Annotated in this window: 16 protein-coding genes and 4 tRNA genes; all 20 read left to right on the top strand. The window is 39.3% G+C overall.

Annotated elements, in window-relative coordinates; all coding sequences use genetic code 11:
- The first annotated feature begins 288 nt into the window (after positions 1–288).
- Positions 289–361, top strand: a tRNA-Lys gene (locus tag LHV68_10820).
- Between the two features lie 103 nt (positions 362–464).
- Positions 465–546: transfer RNA gene (locus tag LHV68_10815), tRNA-Leu, on the top strand.
- 26 nt (positions 547–572) lie between these two features.
- Complete coding sequence (gene tig / locus LHV68_10810) at positions 573–1,862, top strand: trigger factor (protein ID MCB4792356.1); 1,290 nt, start codon at positions 573–575, stop codon at positions 1,860–1,862.
- A 113-nt stretch (positions 1,863–1,975) separates the two neighbouring features.
- Positions 1,976–2,578: an ATP-dependent Clp protease proteolytic subunit gene (locus LHV68_10805; protein ID MCB4792355.1), complete on the top strand. Its 603-nt coding sequence runs from the start codon at positions 1,976–1,978 to the stop codon at positions 2,576–2,578.
- Positions 2,578–3,825, top strand: a complete 1,248-nt coding sequence (clpX, locus tag LHV68_10800; protein MCB4792354.1) for an ATP-dependent Clp protease ATP-binding subunit ClpX — start codon at positions 2,578–2,580, stop codon at positions 3,823–3,825. Before LHV68_10805 ends, clpX begins: the two co-directional genes overlap by 1 nt.
- Entirely contained in the window at positions 3,822–6,179 is a 2,358-nt protein-coding gene (gene lon, locus LHV68_10795) for an endopeptidase La (GenBank protein MCB4792353.1), read from the top strand. Before clpX ends, lon begins: the two co-directional genes overlap by 4 nt.
- A gap of 190 nt (positions 6,180–6,369) precedes the next feature.
- Entirely contained in the window at positions 6,370–7,506 is a 1,137-nt protein-coding gene (locus LHV68_10790; protein ID MCB4792352.1) for an alanine--glyoxylate aminotransferase family protein, read from the top strand.
- A gap of 110 nt (positions 7,507–7,616) precedes the next feature.
- On the top strand, positions 7,617–9,200 hold the full coding sequence (serA, locus tag LHV68_10785) for a phosphoglycerate dehydrogenase (GenBank protein ID MCB4792351.1): 1,584 nt from the start codon (positions 7,617–7,619) through the stop codon (positions 9,198–9,200).
- A 29-nt stretch (positions 9,201–9,229) separates the two neighbouring features.
- The gene (locus tag LHV68_10780) at positions 9,230–9,985 is read left to right on the top strand and encodes an ABC transporter ATP-binding protein (protein ID MCB4792350.1); all 756 of its coding nucleotides are present in this window, start codon (positions 9,230–9,232) and stop codon (positions 9,983–9,985) included.
- Positions 9,986–10,149: 164 nt separating this feature from the next.
- On the top strand, positions 10,150–10,917 hold the full coding sequence (locus LHV68_10775; GenBank protein MCB4792349.1) for a hypothetical protein: 768 nt from the start codon (positions 10,150–10,152) through the stop codon (positions 10,915–10,917).
- A gap of 128 nt (positions 10,918–11,045) precedes the next feature.
- Positions 11,046–11,861, top strand: coding sequence for a hypothetical protein (locus tag LHV68_10770; protein ID MCB4792348.1), 816 nt, complete (start codon positions 11,046–11,048; stop codon positions 11,859–11,861).
- Positions 11,862–11,883: 22 nt separating this feature from the next.
- Positions 11,884–13,629 (top strand): DUF2723 domain-containing protein, encoded by a 1,746-nt coding sequence (locus LHV68_10765; protein ID MCB4792347.1) that lies wholly within the window; start codon positions 11,884–11,886, stop codon positions 13,627–13,629.
- Between the two features lie 260 nt (positions 13,630–13,889).
- Positions 13,890–15,371: a DNA methylase gene (locus LHV68_10760; protein ID MCB4792346.1), complete on the top strand. Its 1,482-nt coding sequence runs from the start codon at positions 13,890–13,892 to the stop codon at positions 15,369–15,371.
- Positions 15,372–15,385: 14 nt separating this feature from the next.
- Positions 15,386–16,495 (top strand): hypothetical protein, encoded by a 1,110-nt coding sequence (locus tag LHV68_10755; protein ID MCB4792345.1) that lies wholly within the window; start codon positions 15,386–15,388, stop codon positions 16,493–16,495.
- 362 nt (positions 16,496–16,857) lie between these two features.
- Positions 16,858–16,930, top strand: a tRNA-Lys gene (locus LHV68_10750).
- 52 nt (positions 16,931–16,982) lie between these two features.
- The gene (locus LHV68_10745) at positions 16,983–17,345 is read left to right on the top strand and encodes a four helix bundle protein (protein MCB4792344.1); all 363 of its coding nucleotides are present in this window, start codon (positions 16,983–16,985) and stop codon (positions 17,343–17,345) included.
- 84 nt (positions 17,346–17,429) lie between these two features.
- Positions 17,430–17,505 (top strand) — tRNA-Glu (locus LHV68_10740).
- Positions 17,506–17,634: 129 nt separating this feature from the next.
- Positions 17,635–18,921 carry an adenylosuccinate synthase gene (locus tag LHV68_10735; protein ID MCB4792343.1) on the top strand — a complete coding sequence of 429 codons (1,287 nt, stop codon included), beginning with the start codon at positions 17,635–17,637 and terminating at the stop codon, positions 18,919–18,921.
- A gap of 455 nt (positions 18,922–19,376) precedes the next feature.
- Positions 19,377–19,865, top strand: a complete 489-nt coding sequence (gene nrdR, locus LHV68_10730) for a transcriptional regulator NrdR (protein MCB4792342.1) — start codon at positions 19,377–19,379, stop codon at positions 19,863–19,865.
- A 37-nt stretch (positions 19,866–19,902) separates the two neighbouring features.
- Positions 19,903–22,257, top strand: coding sequence for a vitamin B12-dependent ribonucleotide reductase (locus LHV68_10725; GenBank protein MCB4792341.1), 2,355 nt, complete (start codon positions 19,903–19,905; stop codon positions 22,255–22,257).
- Positions 22,258–22,678: the final 421 nt, after the last annotated feature.

Genomic DNA, 22,678 nt, shown 5'->3' with positions numbered 1-22,678 from the left:
ACCTGATCCCGTACTTTGGAGAAGCCAGGTTTACCAAAATGACGGAAAAAGAACCCGCTGTCCTGGATGTGAAATCAATAGCCAAACTATTAGGCGCCGCGTAACCGCGGGATCGTTACTTATCCCCTAACGTTTCAACTTTTTTGTACATCATCAATAATTCTAAATTTCAACACAAAACTGCATTGAAAATAAATGCGGTTTTTTTTATGTACATAAATTTGAATTGTGGATTATTATTTTGTATAATCACTAAAAATTATAAAAATAAATAATGAAGATATAAATGCATCGCTAGCTCAATTGGTAGAGCAGACGACTCTTAATCGCCAGGTTATAGGTTCAAATCCTATGCGATGCACATATGTTTAATGCGGACCTGGCCCGCCTTCGCCGAAGCTGCGGCGGGTGCGAGTTGGTGAGCACCCAAAAGATTAAGATATCCAATAATTTTCTTGAACTTTGCCCGGATGGCGGAATTGGCATACGCGTACGGCTTAGGACCGTATGGGGCAACCTATAGGAGTTCAAGTCTCCTTCCGGGCACTATAAAATTAGAAAAGGAAAAATAAATGAAAGATCTAAAATTAAATGTTGTTGATACAAAACCGTGTTTGGTCATTCTTGACGTAGAAGTGCCGCAGGCAGAGGTTTCAAGCGAAACAGAGAAGGTTTATCAAGAGCTTCAAAAAACGCTTTCTCTGCCGGGGTTTCGCACCGGTAAAGCGCCGATGGAGATGATAAGGAAAAATTATGTTGAAAACGCGCGGGCAAAGGTTGTGCAAAACCTGGCTGAAAAGGCGGTTTTTTCAGCGCTTAAAACAAAGGGCATAGAACCTGTTAACTATCCTAAGATACACGAGCTGTCCTTTGATTTTGACAAACCGTTTAAGTTCAAAATGGAAGCTGAAAAACATCCGGAATTTAAGTTAAAAGACTATAAAGGCATAAAAGTAAACAAGATTATCAATAAGATAACAGATGTAAAAGTAAATGAAAGCCTGGATGTTTTACGGGAACGTAATGCCAAATTATGTGAATCCAAAAGTGAAGCTGTAGATGCAAAGCATTTCGTTATGGTAGATTATGACGGCTATGTAAAAGATGTAGCTGTCCCTGAGCTAAAGGCCAAGGATCAAATGATAGACCTTTCAAGTCCCCAGATCATCGTAGGTTTTAAGGAAGGGCTTTCAGGGGCGAAAAAGGGCGAAGAAAGGTCTATAAACGTAAAATTCCCGGCAGACTATCCGAACAAAAAACTGGCAAATGAAGATGTTGTTTTCAAAGTGATTGTAAAAGAAATAAAGGAAAAATTGCTCCATCCTTTAGATGATGAATTCGCAAAAGATTTTGGTTTTACGAACCTTGCAGAATTAAAGCAAAGAATCAAAGAAAACCTAGAGGCGGAAGAAAAAAACAGGCAGGAGAAAAGCGTAAGGGACCAGATAATAGAAAGCTTGCTTAAATCCAACGCTTTTGAAGTCCCTAAGAGTTTTGTGGAGGATCAGCTTGAAATCATTAAGAACAGGTTATCTCAGTATTATAAGCAGCAGGGCATAAAAGACGAACTCTGGAAAACAAATTTTGAAAAAAATAAAGATAAGTACCTTAAAGAAGCCGAAGAAGATGTCAGGCTTTCATATATTTTTAGAGAGGTTATAAAAGAATTCAAGATAGAAGTCAGCCAGGAAGAATTAAATAAAAGGCTTGAGACAATGAAGGAATCCAATAAAGGAAGGGAAAAAGAAGTAGAGAAATATTTTTCTGAAAATAAAGAAAAGATATCTGCAAGTCTAAAAGAAGAAAAAATATTTGATTTTTTAATAGAAAATGCTAAAATCAAGGAAAATGTAATAAAATAGCGTTCAGCGGATAGCGTAGAGCGTATAGAAAAACAAAGACCTTAGAGACTTTGTCATTCCTATACGCTAAACGCTATACGCTCTACGCTAAAAAAGGAGATTTTATGTCAGGAATTATACCAACGATTATTGAGCGCTGGAACCAGGGCGCGGCAGTAGGGTATGATATTTATTCAAGGCTCTTGAAAGACAGGATTATTTTCGTAGGCGGGTACGGCGGTGCTGTTACTACGGATTCGGCAAACCTCATAATCGCACAACTCCTTTATTTAGAGGCCGAGAACCCTGATAAGGATATAAACTTGTACGTAAATTCTCCCGGCGGCATGGTAACGGCCGGGCTTGCTGTATATGATACGATGCAGTATATAAGGTGCCCGATAACTACTATTTGCATGGGTATGGCCATGTCTTTCGGAGCCTTACTCCTTGCAGCCGGTGCAAAAGGAAAAAGATATGCCCTGCCTCATTCAAGGGTTATGATACACCAACCTCTTATTTACGGAGAAGGGATTTCCGGGCAGGTAACAGACATTGATATAGAGACCAAAGAACTGGTCACAACAAAGAAAAAACTTATTGAGATATTGGCAAAACATACAGGCCAGTCCGAAGAACGGGTTGGGAAAGATACGGAGCGTAATTTTTATATGTCCGCCGAAGAAGCCAAGGTCTATGGAATAATCGACGAGGTTATAGCACCAAGGAAAATATAATGAACGAGCAAAAGAAAACAAACTCTGAGTTTTCGTGCGTTTTTTGCCAGAGAGGGAAACTGCAAGGCCTTCGTTTGATAGGAGGGCAGGGAGTGTACGTATGCGAAGAATGCATAAGAAATTCTTCAGAGCTGCTGGACAAAATAGAAGCTGAAGAAAACAGGCGTTCCACAAAAACCATATTAAAGCCAAGCGAGATAAAGAAATTCCTTGATGAATACGTTATAAGCCAGGAACATGCCAAGAAAGCGCTGTCTGTAGCTGTTTACAACCATTACAAAAGGCTTGAAAGCATGTCTTTAAATGAAGGCGGGGTAGAACTGCAGAAATCAAATATACTTCTTATAGGCTCAACAGGCATTGGAAAAACACTTCTTGCGCAGACTCTCGCAAAGATACTGCATGTGCCGTTTGCCATGGCAGATGCCACAACTTTAACAGAAGCGGGTTATGTAGGTGAAGATGTTGAAAATATCCTTCTAAGGCTGCTTGAGAACGCTTCATTCGATGTTAAGCGGGCAGAAAGAGGGATCATCTATATAGATGAAATCGATAAGATCGCAAAAAAAGGCGAAAACGTTTCTATAACAAGAGACGTGTCGGGTGAAGGCGTGCAGCAGGCCCTTTTAAAGATACTCGAAGGTACATACTCAAATGTTCCTCCTCACGGCGGAAGAAAACACCCCCAGCAGGAATATATAAGAGTAAATACGGCGAATATACTTTTTATTTGCGGCGGGGCTTTCGCAGGCCTTGAAAAGATCATTGAAACCAGGATAATTGAGAAACAGCTTGGGTTCAAAGCTGATGTAAAAAGCAGGGCAGAACAATCCGTGAGCGAAATAATGAGCCATGTCCAGCCCGAGGACCTTATAAAATACGGGATGATACCGGAGTTTGTAGGCCGCCTTCCCATAGTGACCACACTAAATGAACTAAGCGAACAAAACCTCCTAGAGATTTTGACGGAACCGAAGAATTCTCTGGTAAAACAGTATCAAAAAATGTTCGCACTTGAAAGTGTACAACTGGAATTTACTCACGATGCGTTAAAAGAAATCGCCGTTCAAAGCTTAAAAAGAGGTTCCGGGGCAAGGGGACTGCGGGCGATACTTGAGAGCCTGCTTTTAGATACGATGTATGAGCTTCCTGAACAGAAAGACCTGGAAAGATGCGTAGTAGATTTAAGCGTTGTAAGAAAAAGAACAAAACCTAAGCTGGTTTACCGGATCGAGGAGTCAGCATGAGCGAGATAGATAAATCGTTAAGTTCAAAACTGAAGGAAACCAATATCGAGATACCTTCAAAATTGCCGCTTTTGCCGGTAAGAGATATCATCGTTTTTCCTGCTATGGTCATACCTCTGGCTGTCGGAAGGGATAAGTCAATAAAAGCTTTGGAAGAGGCTATGGCTTCAAAAAGAATGATATTTCTTGTAACCCAGAAAAATATTCATACTGAAGACCCGACTAAAGAAGATATATACCAGACCGGGACTGTGGCCGAAGTTATACAGATGCTTAAAATGCCGGACGGCACTTTAAAGGTCTTAGTGGAAGGCATGTACCGGGCAAGCTGGTCAAATTTCCGGCTCAATGAAAAGAATTACATTGAAGTAGATATCACGGTCTTATCGGATAACGTTATAAGCTCTCCGGAGCTTACTGCCCTCATGCGCAGGTCAGTGGCACTCTTTGAACAGTATGTAAAATTAAATTCACGCCTTCCCATGGAGATAGCGGTTGCGACAGCAAGTATTGCTGATGCGGGCCGTTTAGCCGACACTATAGCCTCGCATCTTATGATACAGATCCCTAAAAAACAGCAGGTCCTGGAATTGTCAAACCCTAATGCCAGGCTTGAACAGCTCGTTGAAATATTGAATGCCGAGATAGAGATATTGAATATCGAACGCCGCATACAGAACAGGGTCAGAGGGCAGATAGAAAAAACGCAAAAAGAGTATTACCTGACAGAGCAGATGAAGGCCATTCAGAAAGAATTAAAGCAGAAAGATGACTATGCCAAGGACATAGACACATTAAAAGTTAAGGTAAAAGAAGCAAAGATGTCGAAAGAAGCCCAGGAAGTGGCGGAAAAAGAGATCGAACGCCTTGAAAAAATGATGCCGTTTTCGCCGGAAGCCACGGTCATCCGTACATATATCGACTGGCTGGTAAGCATACCCTGGGAAGCCACTACCAAAGATACCCTTGATATAAAAAGAGCAAAAAAAATACTTGATGAAGACCATTACGGGCTTGATAAGATCAAAGAAAGAGTGCTGGAATACCTGGCTGTCCTGGGCAGGGTCAAGAAGATAAAAGGCCCTATACTTTGTTTTATCGGGCCTCCGGGCGTGGGAAAAACTTCCATAGCAAAATCCGTAGCCAGGAGCCTGGGAAGGAACTTTGCAAGGATATCGCTTGGCGGCGTACGCGATGAGGCGGAAATAAGGGGGCATAGAAGGACCTATATCGGTGCCCTGCCCGGCAGGATAATCCAGTCCATGAAAAAAGCAAAATCTAACAATCCCGTTTTTATACTCGATGAAATAGACAAACTCGGTTCAGACTGGAGAGGTGACCCTTCAAGCGCTCTTTTGGAAGTCTTGGACCCTGAACAAAACTACTCTTTTGTCGATCATTACCTTGACGTAGAGTTTGACCTGTCTAATGTAATGTTCATAACAACGGCAAATACTCTTTACAATATACCTCCTACTCTTTTAGACAGGATGGAAGTTTTGCGGTTTTCGGGTTATACCAGTGAAGAAAAAATGCAGATCGCTCAGAAATATCTAGTGCCGAAACAGCTTGCGCAGCACGGGTTGTCCGAAAAAGAGCTCAGCATAACTGCGGAGGCCGTGAAAAAAATTATTTCCGATTACACCCATGAGGCAGGCGTCAGGAATTTGGAAAGGGAAATAGCAAACCTCTGCAGAAAAATAGCCAAAGAACTTGCAATGGATGAAAAGGCTAAACAGATTATAGTGACCGATGATAACCTCAACAAATTCTTAGGTATACCGCAGTATATAAGAGAAAAGGTTGCACCTAACGCGGTCGGTGTTGCGACAGGCCTTGCCTGGACCGAAGTCGGGGGAGAAACCCTTACCATAGAAGTGAACAAAATGAAAGGCAAAGGCATGCTTAGCCTTACCGGCAAACTGGGAGATGTTATGAAAGAATCAGCCCAGGCAGCTCTTTCTTATGTGCGTGCATCTGCAATAAAATTAAAAGCAAAAGATAAAATATTCAAAGAAATGGATTTTCATATCCATGTGCCAGAGGGTGCTGTCCCAAAAGACGGGCCAAGCGCGGGCATAGCCATAGCTACTGCACTTTCTTCCGTGGTATCTGGAATACCGGTAAAAAAAGATGTTGCCATGACCGGCGAGGTAACTTTGCGAGGCAGGGTCCTGGCCATAGGAGGGCTTAAAGAAAAGGTCCTGGCTGCTTACAGGGATGGCATAAAAACAGTGATTTACCCGGAAGGCAATGTTAAAGACCTGGATGATATTCCAAAAGACATTAAAGAAAAAATTAAATTAATCCCTGTTAAGCACATGGATGAAGTTTTAAAGCACACTTTAAAATAAATGTGAAGTTATTCACAATAATGTGATTTCAAAGACAGATATTAAAAGACAATCCAAAGTGTGTTGTAGCATATTACCGACCTAAAATAAATGTTAAAATGAAATAATGAAACATGCTTGACAAAATAGATTATATTTTGATAAGATTAATATGTGAATTAAATCACAATAAAACCAGGAGGGTATGATAATGAAAAAACACTATTTATTAACGCCAGGCCCCACCCCTATCCCGCCGCAGGTAGCTTTAAAAGAAGCCTTGCCTATACTTCACCACCGCACCGGCGAATTCGGCGAGATTTTCAGTAAGGTCGTTGAAGGGCTTAAATATGTATACCAAACAAAGAACGATGTCCTTATAATAGCTGCATCAGGAACAGGCGCAATGGAAGCTTCTATAGTCAACCTCTTGAGCCCGGGAGATGAGATACTGGTCGCATCATGCGGTAATTTCGGAGAAAGATGGTCAAAGATAGCTGAAGTTTACGGCATAAAATCCACAAACATTCAGGTTGAATGGGGAAACATTGTTAAGCCGGCAGAGATTGAAAAAGCTCTTACAGCAAATCCAAAGATAAAAGCCGTTTACACTACATTTACAGAGACCTCAACTGGGGTTGTAAATGATATGGAGGCCATAGGCAAGATAGTTTCAAGAACAAATGCCATACTTGTCGCTGATGCGATATCAGGCCTCGGCGGCCAGAAACTGCTTACAGATGAATGGAACGTGGATGTCGTTGTGTCTGGTTCTCAGAAAGGTTTGATGCTAGGCCCGGGGCTTGCTTTTGTCTCTCTAAGCCCAAAAGCCTGGAAACTTATAGAAGAATCAAAACTGCCTAAGTTTTATTTTGATTTTAAGAAAATGAAAAAATCCTTGGAAACAAAGGAAACCCCGTTTACTCCGGCAGTTACTTTGATAGTTGCTCTTGAAGAATCTTTAAGGTTGATCAAGCAGGAAGGCATTGAAAATATTTGGAAAGAATGCGAACTCCTTGCAAGAGCCGCAAGAGCCGGGATGAAGGCGCTTAACTTAGAGCTTTTCGGAGAAAAACCCTGCGAAGTCGTTACAAGCGCAAAAGTCCCTGAAGGCATAGACGGCGGCAAGATAGTCAAGAAATTAAGGGAAGAATATGGTGTTTCTATAGCAGGCGGCCAGGGCAAACTAAAAGGGAAGATCATAAGGTTCGCACATATGGGCTATATAGGCAAAGCAGACCTTCTGGTCGGTTTTGCATGCCTTGAGATGGTCCTTTCTCAATTAGGCCACAAACTTGAAAAAGGCAAAGGCGTGGCAGCGGCAGAAGAAGTCTTGTTAAGAGGCTAATAAATAGCGTAGAGCGTATAGCGTTTAGCGTATAGAAAATAAGAATCAATATTTTGACTTTCCTATCCGCTCTACGCTATCCGCTAAACGCTGATAATTAAGGAGTTATCATGTATAAAATATTATTGACTTACAAGAGCACGGAAGGGCTGGAGTTATTGCTCCAGCATAAGGATTTTAAGGTTGAAATACATGATAAACCAACCCCTGAAGAGTTCAAGAAACTTATTGAGGATTATGACGGGCTTATGATCCGCTCGGAAGTGAAGGTTACTCAAGAGATAGTGGAAGCAGGGAAAAAACTTAAATTTATAGGAAGAGCCGGCACGGGGGTTGATAATATTGACCTTTTAAGTGCGACAAAAAAAGGCATAATCGTGACCAACGCACCAGGAGGAAATACTATCTCTGCGGCAGAACATACTATCGGGCTTATGCTTGCTCTTGCGCGCAACATACCGCAGGCTTACGGGTCACTGAAAAACAAAGAGTGGAACCGTTCGAAATTCAACGGTACTGAACTCCAGGGAAAAACTTTAGGGCTCATTGGCCTTGGAAGGATAGGCAGGGAAGTGGCCCAGAGAATGATAGCTTTTGGAATGAAGATAATAGCTTTTGATCCGTTCATCAACTCTGATTTTGCAAAAAGCCTCGGGATAGAACTTATGTCCCTTGATGAAGTTTATGCCGGAGCTGATTATATCTCGATCCATTCGCCGCTAAATGAAACCACAAAAGGGATGATAAATAAGGATACAATAAAAAAGATGAAAAAAGGGGTCAGAATAATTAACTGCGCCAGGGGCCCGATAATTGATGAAAAAGCCCTTTCAGATGCCATTAAAGAAGGGTACGTAAAAGGTGCTGCTATAGATGTTTTTGCAAAAGAGCCGCCTGTTGACTGGTCAATAATCGAAACCGAAGGCACTGTTGTTACCCCGCACCTTGCTGCATCAACCGAAGAGGCCCAGGTAAAGATCGCACAGGAAATGAGCGAGGTTTTGATTGATTATTTTACAAAAGGAGCTATTAGGAATGCAGTAAATGTACCGGCCATTGATTCTGAAACGTACAAAAAAATAGAACCTTATATTTCTTTGGCTGAAAAGATAGGGTCATTCCAAAGCCAGGTAATGGAAGGCGGGCTTCTTGAGATTGAGATCGAGTATGCAGGCGAAATAACCAAATTCAATACAAACCCTATTCTTGTGGCATATTTAAAAGGGTTGTTAAAAAATATGCTTGATGATGTGGCTGTCAATTTTGTAAATGCCCCTCTTCTTGCAAAAGAACGCGGGATCAAGATCAAAGAGATAAAAACACAGGAAGTGGAAGACTACACGTCTCTTATTACCGCAAAGGTAAAGACGGATAAGGATGAATTTATTGTTTCTGGTACATTGTTCAGCCATAAGAACCCCAGGTTTGTAAAAATAAAAAATATGAACGTAGACCTTATTCCATCCGGGAGTATACTTCTTGTCTCTAACATAGACAGGCCCGGAGTGATAGGGCAGATAGGCACTTTCCTTGGAAAGAATAAGGTTAATATAGCCCAGATGCAGGTAGGAAGGACAGAGGTAGGCGGCGAGGCATTAACTATTGTGAACGTTGATGCCAGTGTCTCTGATGACCTGATAAAACAGATCGGTGATTTTTCAGGAGTAACAAAAGTAAAGCATTTAGAGCTTTGAACTTGCTAAAGAACAGTTCCGGTATTAAAATGCATGCAATCCGGGCAGATAATTTAACGAAAATATATAAACGAAAAACTCTCACCAAGGTTCACGAGACTGTCGGAGTAAAAGATATGTCTTTTGAAATAAACCAAGGTGAGATTTTTGGTTTATTGGGCTTAAATGGTTCAGGAAAGACCACTACCATAAAACTTATCCTGGGCCTTCTTTATCCCACGGCAGGGAGTATAGCTATTTTCGGCAAGAATACTCCGGACCAGGATGTTTTGAAAGATATAGGGTATATGCCCGAAGTTCCGTACTTCTATAAATACCTTACAGCAGCGGAAATTCTGAGGTTTTACGGGAACCTTTCTGGCATTGCTGATATAGAAATGAAAGTAAAGGAGATGCTTGAAGTTGTGGGATTAAAAGAATGGCAGGATAGAAGGCTTTCGGAGTTTTCAAAAGGAATGGTACAGAGAATAGGCATAGCTCAAAGCCTGCTTCATGACCCCAAGATTTTAATATATGATGAACCTGTAAGCGGGCTTGACCCGCTGGCTGTGGCAGAAATGCGCAGCCTTATAATAAAACTAAAGTCAAAAGGTAAAACCATTTTCTTGTCCTCGCACCTTATTTCCGAGGTAGAGAAAGTATGCGACAGGGTAGGGATACTGGTGAAAGGGAACTTAGTCAGGATAGTCAACCAGGACGAATGGTCAGGCAAAGAAGGAGAACTTGAAAAAATATTCGTGTCATGTGTCTCAGGTTCATCTGAAGTAGGAAGGATAAATTTTTAGTATACTGTTAAATTAAACTTTATCAGAATTGTCGGTCATTGCGAGGAGTAAAGAGACGTGGCAATCTTATTATTTTATCAAGTGTAAGTATAGATTGCTTCGCTAACGCTCGCAATGACGATATTTTAGCAAAATTAACTCAATAATGTAATTAGTGAAATGTCATGTTTAAAAAAATAACCGCTATTGCCTATTACACTTTGATAGAAAACATAAGGAACAAAATATTTTATGTTATTATTTTGTTCGGCATAATCACGCTGGCGTCCTCATTCCTTTTATCTGTGCTTGGAGGAGAACAGTCTAAAAGGATCCTGCTTGATATCGGTCTTAATGCCATTGAATTTTTTGCCTTGATCACAATATGTTTTGCTTCGGTGAACCTCATCCTGGAAGAAATGGAATCAAAGACCATATACCTGATACTTACAAGGCCTGTTTCAAAAAGCATTTATCTTATAGGGCGGTATCTTGGGCTTATTACAGCTGTCTTTTGTGGAATCGTAATAATGTCAATATTTCATCTGTCAATTCTGTATTTTAAGGGTTGGGAATTCAGCTTCAGGTACCCTCTTGCCATACTGCTTTCTTTTGAAAAAATAACTATCATCGGTTCTCTTGCCTTGTTTTTTTCTCTCCTTTCAACTTCGGCTATATCTTCCGTCAGCTTTACGGTATCTTTCTGGATACTGGGGCATTTCAGCGAAGAACTGAAATTTCTGGGAAATAAGGCAACTTTTATTCATACAAAGATATTAGCAAAAGTTATGTATTATTTAACTCCTAACCTGCAGTATTTTAACCTTAAAGATTTTTGGAATATACCGGTAATTGCCGGAAACTGGATCTGGGTTTCTTTGATATACGGCCTCCTATATAGCGCTTTTTGCCTGGTACTTTCACTGTGGCTGCTTAAATATAAGGAATTTTAATAAAATCTGATTACAGTGTCACTAAAAGTCCCGCAGTGCGGGACTGCTTTAGGGGTTCCATGCAAAGTTATCGCAGTGTACATTTAACATTAATAAGCATATTTATTTGCGGTTGTCTAAGCGTTTTTATGCTCACAAAAACTTTTTCATATCCGTTTCCTCAGGCAAGGATATCTCCGATAGAGCAGTTTGTTGTACTTGACCTGACAGGTGTTATAGGAGGTTTTCGCAGGCTTGCAGCTGACATTGCCTGGATCCAGCTTCTTGTATATTACGGCGAACCAAAAGTAAAAGTTGATGAAGAAACCAAATATAAATTGTCCTGGGATTATTTAAAATATCTTTTAGGGCTTAAAAGTGAGGCCGGAGAGGAACATCACGGGAATCTCAAAGCTGCAGCCGGCAAAGTCCATAGCGAAGGGGAAGAAGAAGCCCAAGAGTTTAATGAAACGAAAAAGCTGGTAGTAATAGACAAGGTAAACACTTTTCCCGAACTGTATTCCTACTGCAGGAGAGTGATATTTTTGGATCCATTCTTTGATTATGCCTACCTGTACGGTGCAGGGGCCCTTGCCTGGAACCAGGAAAGGCCGAACGAAGCCGTTGACCTCTTAAATTACGGCATTGATAGAATGGAACTATACAGCAAGGATATTACCAGAGACTCTCATCAACCATTCTGGCAGTTTCACCTTTATCTTGGCGCTATAATTTACAGGAATGAAGGCAATTTTCAAAAGATGACAGAAAGCCTTGAAGTAGCTGTCACCCAGAAAAACTGCCCGAATATGGTCAGAGCCATCCTGGCAAGTATTTATTCCAAAGATAAGAAATATGCCAAAGCATTAAAATTATGGCTTGATATTTATGACACCAATGACCAGACTTATCAAAAACGGTCTCTTGAAGAAATATATAAATTAAAAAAACTTCTAAACATCTAACCTAAACCAAACCGGCTTAAGAATGAAGCAGAATCTAATATATATCATACTCATATCAATACTGGCTTTTTATACCTATACCCTTTACCCTGCCTGCGCGCCTGAAGATTCCGGAGAGTATATAGCTGTCTGCCACACTCTGGGGATAGCACATTCTCCCGGGAACCCGTTATACGTCCTCTTAGGAAAAATATCTTCGCTTTTTCCTATTGGCAATAGCGCCTATAGATTAAACCTTCTTTCCTCACTTTTAGCCGTACTTACATTAATGGTTTTATTTAAGATACTTATAGCTATTACCAAAGATATTGTTGTTTCGATAGCTGCTATAGTAATATTTTCTTTCTCTTATGAATTTTGGTATATAACAACCTTTGCAAAAACATTCACTTTGATAACATTTTTAACGGCCCTTTGCTTATATAGTTTGATATTGTATCTAAAAGAGCACACGAGCTTAAGGTATTTGTATTTATCTTATTATCTTGTCGGATTTGCCATCGGAGGGCATTATTTTTTGCTTATGTTCATACCGTTGCTGTTCTTTGTTTCTATTTTTTCGATAAGAAAGGATAGAATAAAGTTTTTTGCAGTTTCTATTCTTCTTTTTTTTCTTGGTTTTTCGATACATTTTTATCTTCCTGTAAGGTCGTCCATGAGCCCTTTGATAAATACAGGAAATACTTCTAATATTGAAAACCTTTATAATTTTCTGACAAGAAAAGAAATGTCCGGGTTTAGGATGTCTAACCTTGCAAAGGCCTCTATCACAAAACAAGAAGTGTTACTTAAGGCAAAATGGTTTTTCTTTGCCTTGTCCGATCATTTTTCCTTGATTTGGGCAATGATCGGAACCTTAGGTTTTTTTGCGTTGTGGAAAAACGACAAAAATATATTTTATCTTATCCTGTTTCTGATGATTTTTTCAGGCCCGGTATGGCTTGTTTTTTCCGCTTTCGGCCTTGATGACCCGTTTAAAGAAGCCATGAATGAGCGCTACCTGCCGGTTTTCGAGAGTTTGTTTGCTATCGTGATAGGCAGTGCTTTGGGTTTTGTGGCAAATGCACTGGTTCTTGACAAAACAAAGAAGCTGTTTTTTTATATTTTAGTTTTTATTTTAAGTTTGTCTCCGCTGTCCGCTCATATCGGCCCGGTCAATAAAAGGAATAACTTCTTATGCGATGATTACTGCCTGAATTTCTTCAGGACTATCAAACCAGGTTCGATACTCTTTGCAGGCCAGCACCTTGATTCTATCGGCAGGTATATGAAATTTGTAAGGAAAAAACGCAGTGACCTTACCTTCGTGATTGTGCCGGATAAATTTATGGAAATACTGGAAAACTCTAAAAACACAGAAACCTCAATATATGCAGACCCGTCATGCCGTTTATATTTTTCAGGTTTATTTAAAAGCTACCCTGTCGGTTTAAGTTATAAATGCAGCCCTTTAAAAAATATTTATGATTACAATGAATATGAAAGGCCGTGGCTGTTTTATTCTTACAGGAATATTAAAAAGAGCGGCGCATATAAAGATTTTTTTTCCGAGATGGTGTTGATGTGGTACATGGAAGCTCAGGTTTTGTTCGGGGACGTATCTTTGAGCTTTAAAAAGAAGCAGCAGGCCATAGAATCATATAAAAGATGCATATCTATCGGCATGTATGATCAGGATATCCTGGATTTAAGGACTTATAACTATAGGTCTATAACTCCTAGGTCTAGTTTTATGTACGGTAAATTAAAAGAAGCATCCGCTCTTTAAAATTAGTTTCTTGTAAAGCGTAAATAATTTGATATAGAAGAATCAGAAATTAGTGAATATAATTGCATTACCTGAGAAATGTCATTATGCAATCCATGTGCTTTTGCCACCAGCTAATTTTAATCAGTTGCTAACCTCATTCGGAAGTTGTATAATTGTAACGTAAAACTAAAGACAACAATACAAAAGATTATTGGTAGTTATAAATTAATCCCTAAATTAGACGTATTAAAACAATAAGACAAATATATAAGGGTTTTATGCAACAGACACTTTTTAATATGGATATAAAAACTATTGATGATATAAGTAATCCTGAAGCGTATAAAGGATTATACTCCTTTCATAAATATTGGGGAAAAAAACCAACAGAAAGCATAGTCTATTTTATTCAAAATTACACAAATGAAACTGACATTGTTCTTGATCCATTTCTTGGATCAGGTTTAATCAGCAAAGAGTGCTTAGCAAGGAATCGTAGATTTATTGGAATCGATTTAAACCCTGTTTCCGTTGAGCATGCTAATTTTATTTTGGATTTACCAAAATCAGACTTATACCTCAGTGCGATTAAAGAAATTGAAAGCAGAGTAAAAGAAAAGATAAATTTATCCTATCTTCTTAAAGACGGGAAAATTGCATCTCACTATCTTTGGCATAATAACAATTTGATGAAGGTTTGGATAAAGCCTAAAACAGGGAGAAGTAGGGTTGAATTTGAACCAAATCAATATGATTTAAACCTTATAACCTCTTTTTCAGATTATAATATCAGGAATATTCGCAATGCTACTTTTTTTACGAATTCAAGAATAAATTCTAAATCAACAATGTCAATAACTGACTTATTTACAAAAAGAGCTTTGCGAAATATTGACTTGATCATTGATGAAATCCAGAAGTATCCTACTTCGCTACAAAGAGCTTTGTTTTTAACCCTTACATCATCATCAGGTCAAATGTCTTCAATGGTATTTGCCATAACAGGACGGGGTAAAACAAAAAATAAACATTCAGATAAAATTGAGGTTGGTAGCTGGGTTGTCGGGTTCTGGAGACCGAAGCTTCATTTCGAAATCAATGTATGGAATTGTTTTGAAAGTCGAGCAAATAAATTATACAAAGCATTGATTGAAACGAATATAGAGACTTATCCAGTCTTTAGCTCTATTACAAAGCTTTTAAATGCTGATATTGGCGCATCAATTATTAATAGCAATTGCTTGGACACGATGCGATTATTACCAGATAAATCCATTAAGCTTATTTGCACCGATCCCCCTCACAGTGATAGAATACCTTATTTAGAACTTAGTGAAATGTGGAATTCGATATTAAACAAAAAAGTTGTTTTTGAAAAAGAAATTATAGTGTCGAATGCAAAAGAACGTAATAAAAATAAATCACATTATGTTGAAGATATGAAAGCGCTAATAAAAGAATCAAGTAGAATATTGAAGGTCGACGGATTATTTTTATTATATTACAACGCAAGAGATAAGAAGAGTTGGGAGTTTATGGAAATTCTTGCAGGTACAAGCGATCTCGTATTTGCTGGTGCATTTCCCATGGAATACTCGGCCAATTCTGTTATTCAGGATAACAGGAAGGGTGGGATGAAAACTGATTATGTCCTTATGATGAAGCATAAAGATTCTAAAATATTGGAAAATCATGAATTAGATAAAATACCAGGGTGGATTTTAACGATACCTAAAATTAAAGATGTAGCTTTAAGCTAAATTTGGAGTAATATATGAAAAGTGATTTTTCATTTTGGAAAACAAGATATGACAGCGAGACATTAGACCTGTTTAACAATGATTCAGCCGGGCAATTATGGCTAAAAACAAAATCGGTTGTTAGAAAAGAACTTATATCAGAGTTTGTTTCAAAATACTCAATTACTTTATCTTCAACCGCACTTAAAGAACAATTTAAGGAACTCTTTAATATTTTATCTCATGATATACAAAAATCGCATAGAATGCTTGATAATTATATGCGCGAGAAGAACATATCTCTGCTGAAGAGTCTTAAAAGAGAAAAGCTTGTATCAGAATTATATAAATTGAAGGTTTTTGAATGGGGTGGTGATTATCAAAACTCGCTTGATAAATACTTGGTTACGCATTATGTAAAAGCAATATCGTCCTATGATCTTCTAATGTCAAAATTTGAGAAGGAAATTAACTGCGCTGTCCAGGGATATGTGCTAAACAGTTGGTATAATCATTGGACGAGTATTCTAATTGAACATATTTTTAAATCTCATAAATCAGTATTGCCGACGGTTGGGCAGATAAAAAGTGTTGACTTTTTTATAAACAATATACCGTTTGACTTAAAAGTAACATATTTCCCTTCGGAATATATGAAATTAAAGAGAAAAGAAAAAGGGTTGCCTGTTGAATTAACATATTTGAAGTCAAAAGCAAAAGAATTACAATTGTCATTTGACAAATCTGGAAGTGCTTCAGATATATACTATGAAATATCTGAAAAACTTAAAGACAAAGGTGATAAATCATCTTCGAAAGTTCTTTCTGAAATAAAACAAAGTAATATGCAGATTGTCAAAGAAGCTCAAGCTAATCCAAAAATGCTTGCGCAATGGCTATATGAAAATCAAGGTGAAATGCGATTTGGTTCTGAAAATAGATTGTTTCTGGTTCTAATTGACACTGATGACTTTTCAAGTTCTTGGAAACTAAAAAGAAATCTTAATTTACTAACCCCAACTATTAATAATTTTCTTGATACTTTTCAGAAAAAGACTCCTTCAAGCCTCGAAATTAAATTCAACTATAAAGAAAAACCTCAAATATACAATTCCTTAGCAGATATTATATTTGTAGTCAAGTAATGTTTACTTCTGAAACCCTGGCTCCGACTTCTGTCTAGAAATTAAGCCCAAAATATATCGATTTTTTTATGCAGACTTTTGAAAATTATTAATAATTCTTGTGATAAAACTAATTGAAAACACAACAAGTATTGACAAATGAATTGCTATCTGAACTAACAGATGCAAGGGACTTAAAGGTACGACTTAAGCATTTTTTAAGATATTACTCGTCTTAGTGGCAGAATCGCCGACTTTGTAGACGGGGTAAACTAAAATTTTCTTTCTGGGTTGACAAACTCAGATTCATATGTTAAACTTTCACGGCTTTAAGTAAAAAAGAAATAGCATAACACAGTTCATTGAAGAAAAGTATAGTATATGGGCCCGTAGCTCAGTTGGTAGAGCACTTCCCTTTTAAGGAAGGTGTCGTGCGTTCAAGTCGCACCGGGCTCACTTTTTACAGTTATCAGTGAACAGTAACCAGTGACTGGAAACGACAAAGAAAATGTTAGATAATAATTTGTATAATAAGGCATATAAATTTGCTTTGGAAATTGTTAATATATACAAAGATTTAAGCAGTCAAAAAAAAGAATTTGTTCTTTCAAAACAATTGTTAAAATGTGGAACCTCAATTGGGGCAAACGTGGCAGAAGCAAACGGAGCCATATCAAAAACTGAGTTTTCGTCAAAAATCTCGATTGCATATAAAGAATGCCTTGAAACTAAGTACTGGTTATTATTGCTTAAAGACACTGGATTTATAAGTATCGAAAATTTCGATAAGCTTTACAAAAATGCAGAAGAATTGTCAAAAATACTGTTTTCTATAATCAAAACTACAAGAATTAAAAACAGTGACCAGTAACCAGTAACCGTAAAGCAAAACCATATAGTTTTTTGTTGTAAGCATTTGTTGGTCACTGGTAACTGTTCACTGGTCACTGAAAAAGCCCTCATCGTCTAGGGGTCCAGGACACATCCCTTTCAAGGATGCGACACGAGTTCGAATCTCGTTGAGGGCGCCAAATATACAGTGAACAATGACCAGGGACCAGTAATCAGTAACCGTAAAGCAAAACCATATAGTTTTTTGTTGTAAGTATTTGGTGGTCAATGGTTACTGTTCACTGGTCACTGAAAAACAGGGGTATTATATGTCATCATTAGTAGTCATAGGAACCCAATGGGGGGATGAAGGTAAAGGTAAGGTCGTGCATTATCTTTCCCAGAAAGCTGATTATATAGTACGCTATCAAGGCGGAAATAATGCAGGGCATACTATAATCTTTGAAAACAAGCCCTTTGTGCTTCATTTGATCCCATCAGGAGTTCTTTTACCGAATAAAAAATGTTTTATTGCGAATGGCGTAGTGATAGACCCCCAGGGTTTACATACCGAAGCCAAGCTTCTTGACTCTAAAAAAGTAAAGATCAAAGGCAGGTTATTCATAAGCGAATTGGCGCATGTAATACTGCCTTATCATAAGTATTTAGATGAACTTAGAGAACAGGGTAAAATAAGGATCGGTACGACCAAACGCGGGATCGGCCCGGCTTACGCTGATAAGGTTACAAGGCTCGGTATAAGGGTAGTGGATTATCTTGAGAAAGAGGTTTTCCTGGATCTGCTTGACAAAAATTTAAAAGAAAAAGCGCCGTTGCTTAAAACAATAGTATCTGTAAATAAAGTAAGACAAGAAATATTAAGTGTTTATCCTGTCTTAAGCAAGTTCTTAAGGCCTTTTGTTTGTAATACATCGCTTCTTTTGGAAGATGCCATAGAAAAAAATAAAAATATTCTCTTTGAGAGCGCTCAAGGGACGCTGCTGGACCTTGATTTCGGCACTTATCCTTATGTCACTTCGTCAAACCCGATATCCGGCGGTGCTTGTACGGGCGCCGGTGTAGGCCCTACAAAAATAGGCTCGGTTCTTGGAGTCGTAAAAGCCTATACAACAAGGGTCGGCGGGGGACCGTTCCCTACAGAACTTAAGGATAAACTTGGCGATTATCTCAGGGAAAAAGGGAAAGAGTACGGCGCAACGACCGGAAGGCCGAGGCGCTGCGGGTGGTTTGACGCTGTCGTCGTCCGCCACAGCGTAAGGTTGAATGGTATAGACAAACTCGTAATAACAAAACTTGATTGTTTAGAAGATTTGGATAAGATAAAAATATGTGTTGCCTATAAATATAAAGGCAAGACAATTAACCATTTTCCTGCCTCCAGGACTATCCAGGCAAACTGTATACCTGTGTATGAAGAGATGGACGGATTTAAGGGAAGAGTAAGGGGCGTTACAAAGTACAGCGGTCTTCCGGCCAATGCAAAAAAATATGTAAAAAGAATTGCCGAACTTGTCGGAACAAAGATATCGCTTATTTCCTTGGGAAGAAAAAGAGAAGAGACTATAAGCGTTGAGAAAACCAGCATCTGGTCCTAAAATACAGGAAATTCAAAATGCAAAATGAAAAATGCAAAATTAATGTGTCCCGCCTTGCGGGACTTATTTAAATAATCCCGCAAAGCGGGATACAACAATTTTTCATTTTACAATTTTCATTTTGCATTTAAGTTCATTGACGGTAATTGGCCTGTTTTTATCCAAACAAAAAATATTTTAAAAGTGTTGACATACAATTTATAGTATAGTATAATACCCAAAGCCAGATATGTTGTATTGTTAAGTTAAAAATATGGCTTTTTTGTTTTTCTTTTAAGCCCAAGATGTACGCTCTAAAAACCGAATAGCCCAATATATAGTGTATCTAACCCTATTTTAGTGGAACTCTTCCGGCAAGCCCGTTCTCCGTAGTACTACGAAGGATGAAAGCCGGAGGTTATTTTGGATAATGTGACATCCCGCAATGGCGGGACAACATTCGGAGGTGGTTGTTTATGAGATGTCCGTACTGTAACAGCGCTAATGACCAGGTAATAGATTCAAGGCCTCTTGACAGCTCATCTGTAATAAGAAGGCGCAGAGAGTGTCTTGAATGCAAGAAACGTTTTACCACTTATGAGAGGCATGAGGTTACACCGCTTATGGTGGTAAAGTCAGATAACAGGAGGGAGCCGTTTAACCGCAAGAAACTTCTTGACGGTGTGATGAGGGCGTGCGAGAAAAGGCCTATATCAAGCGATACTATCGAGAAAATCGTAAGTGAAGTAGAATACGAGTTGCAGGACTATGTAATGGAAGTCGAAAGCCAGGTGATAGGAGAAAAGGTGCTCAAGAGGCTGCTCGACATAGACTTGATAGCATACATCCGTTTTTCTTCGGTGTACAAACAGTTCGGCGATATTGACACATTTCTTGCAGAGCTCAAGAAACTTAAGAAAGAAAACGAACAAAAGAAGAACAAGGCATTTGTAGATAATAATTAAAAAAGCAATTTACTAATAAATTGTTTAGGAGGGTAGGATGGCTACCAGTTTAAATTTGAAAGAGTTGTTTCTAAAGGTAAAGCCGGATCTGTCGCCGAATGCGCTTACCGTTTTGAAAAAACGTTACCTGCAGAAAGATCTGGAAGGAAAAGTTATCGAAACCCCTGAAGACCTTTTATGGCGCGTTGCTGAAAACATCGCCCAGGCCGACAAGATCTATGACCCGAACGCAAATGTTGACCTTATAGCGCAGGAATTCTATGTGTTAATGTCAACCTTGAGTTTTTTGCCTAACTCTCCGACGCTCATGAATGCCGGCAGGTCCCTTCAGCAGTTGTCGGCTTGTTTCGTTTTACCTATAGAAGACTCGATGGATTCCATATTCGAAGCGCTCAAATATACCGCCTTGATACATAAGTCAGGCGGAGGCACAGGGTTTTCTTTTTCAAGGCTGCGCCCCAAGAAAGATGTTGTAAGAAGCACAAGCGGCATCTCTTCAGGGCCGGTTTCTTTTATGCAGGTTTTTAATGCTGCAACCGAAGCGATAAAGCAGGGCGGGACACGCCGCGGCGCAAACATGGGGATACTGCGCATCGACCATCCGGATATCATGGATTTTATTACCTGCAAAAATAACAACGCCGCTTTAAATAACTTTAATATATCGGTAGGTATTACCGAAGAGTTTATGAACGCGGTTGAAGAAGAAAGGGAATATGCCCTTTCCAATCCCAGGACCAAAGAAGTTGACGGCTACCTTGATGCAAAAGAGGTTTTTGCAAAGGTAGTTGACCAGGCCTGGAAGAACGGCGAACCCGGAATAGTTTTTATAGACCGGATGAACAAAGCAAACCCTACCCCCACCATAGCAGATATAGAATCTACCAACCCTTGCGGCGAGCAGCCTCTTCTTCCGTACGAGTCTTGTAACCTTGGCTCAATAAATATGGCAAAGCTGGTAATAGACCGTAAGATCGATTGGAAAAACTTAGAAAAGATAACAAAGACTTCTGTACACTTCTTGGATAACGTAATAGATATGAACGCTTATCCTATTGATAAAATCGCGGAGATGACGAGATCAAACAGAAAAATAGGCCTCGGCATTATGGGCTGGGCAGATGCGCTTATCCAGCTTGAAATGCCTTATAATTCTCACGAGGCTTTAAGGCTGGCAGAAAAAGTGATGTCATTCATTCATGATAAGGCAAGAGAAGAGTCCGAAGGACTTGCCGAAAAAAGAGGGGCTTTCCCGAATTTCCCAAAAAGTGTTTTCAGCGATGGCAAACCCAGAAGAAATGCCACCTTAACAACTATAGCGCCTACAGGGACCATTGGCATAATTGCAGGCGCGTCCGGGGGCATAGAACCGCTTTTTGCTATTGTGTATAAAAGGTCCAATGTCCTTGATAACAATGAGATGTTCGAAGTAAACCCGTATTTTGAAACTATAGCCAAAGAACAGGGTTTTCATACGCCCGAACTGATGAAAAAGATAGCCGAAAAAGGGAGCATAAAAGAATTAAAGGAAATCCCGGAAAAGATAAGAAGGATATTTACTACAGCTCACGATATAAGCCCGGAAGACCACATAAGGGTCCAGGCAGCTTTCCAGAAATATACGGATAATGCGGTTTCTAAGACCGTTAATTTCCCTCATGATGCCACGAAGGAAGATGTGGCAGGAGTCTACAGCCTAGCCTATAAATTGGGCTGCAAAGGCGTAACTGTTTACAGGGACAGGAGCAGGGATACGCAGGTGCTTAACCTTGACAATGCAAAGAAACAGGAAATAGGCACGGACGAAAGAAAGCCAAGAGGCCCGCGCAACAGGCCGCGCATGACAAGAGGCGTTACCCTTCTTATGAACACAGGCTGCGGAAAGATGTACGTTACTGTAAACGAGGACGAACACGGTGCCTGCGAAGTGTTTACCCAGCTTGGAAAATCCGGCGGCTGTACTGCTTCCCAGGCAGAAGCTGTATCAAGGCTCATATCTTTGGCACTTCGTTCAGGTATAAACCAGGAAGAGATAGTCTATCAACTTAAAGGCATCAGGTGCCCTTCGCCTACACTTACCGAAGGCGGAGCCATACTTTCCTGTGCCGATGCTATAGCAAAGGCTTTGCAGAGTTACCAGAGGGATCAAATGGTCCCGGATCTTTTTAATGAAAAGAAAAGTGTTGCACAAAACGAAGCTAATCCGCAGTTGGGCGAAGCGCAAGGCGAAAATATAGACCTTAGCGAGATATTGAAAAACAAGCCGCCCATAATACCGAACAAACGAGATATGGTAGGCTCTTGCCCCCAGTGCCCGGAATGCGGCGAGATGCTTGAATTCGGAGAAGGCTGTGCTGTGTGCCACTCTTGCGGTTATAGTAAATGTTGGTAAAACGGCTCTTGTTTCTACTGCGAAAGCGATATTTTGGCTATAACATCAAAAATCTTCGGCTAATTTAGCACACTAAACTTCGCCTCAGATTTTTAAGTTTCGCTCAAAATCCAGCTTTCTCGCTACGAAACCAAGCCGCCTTACCAACATTGCGTGCTGAATAGAAAATGAATGAAATTATTTCACTTAATTCAATGATTGTTGCTAGCATAAGCATTTTTGGTTCGGTTTTGGTAGCTTCACTAACGTACTATTTTACAAAAAAGAATCAATTAAATTTACAAATATGTAAATGGAAGCTGATAATCAAGATGTCAAAGTTAGAATAATTGACCATGACAGTATTGATGAATCTGGCAAGAAGGATTGTAAAGATAACGTTTTGTTTCCTATTGACTATGTGAAACATTTAGAAATATGA

This window comes from Candidatus Liberimonas magnetica, assembly GCA_020523885.1.
Taxonomy (GTDB): domain Bacteria; phylum Elusimicrobiota; class Endomicrobiia; order Endomicrobiales; family JAFGIL01; genus Liberimonas; species Liberimonas magnetica.
The sequence above is the reverse complement of the archived record's forward strand: the minus strand, read 5'-3'. Positions and strand labels throughout refer to the sequence as shown.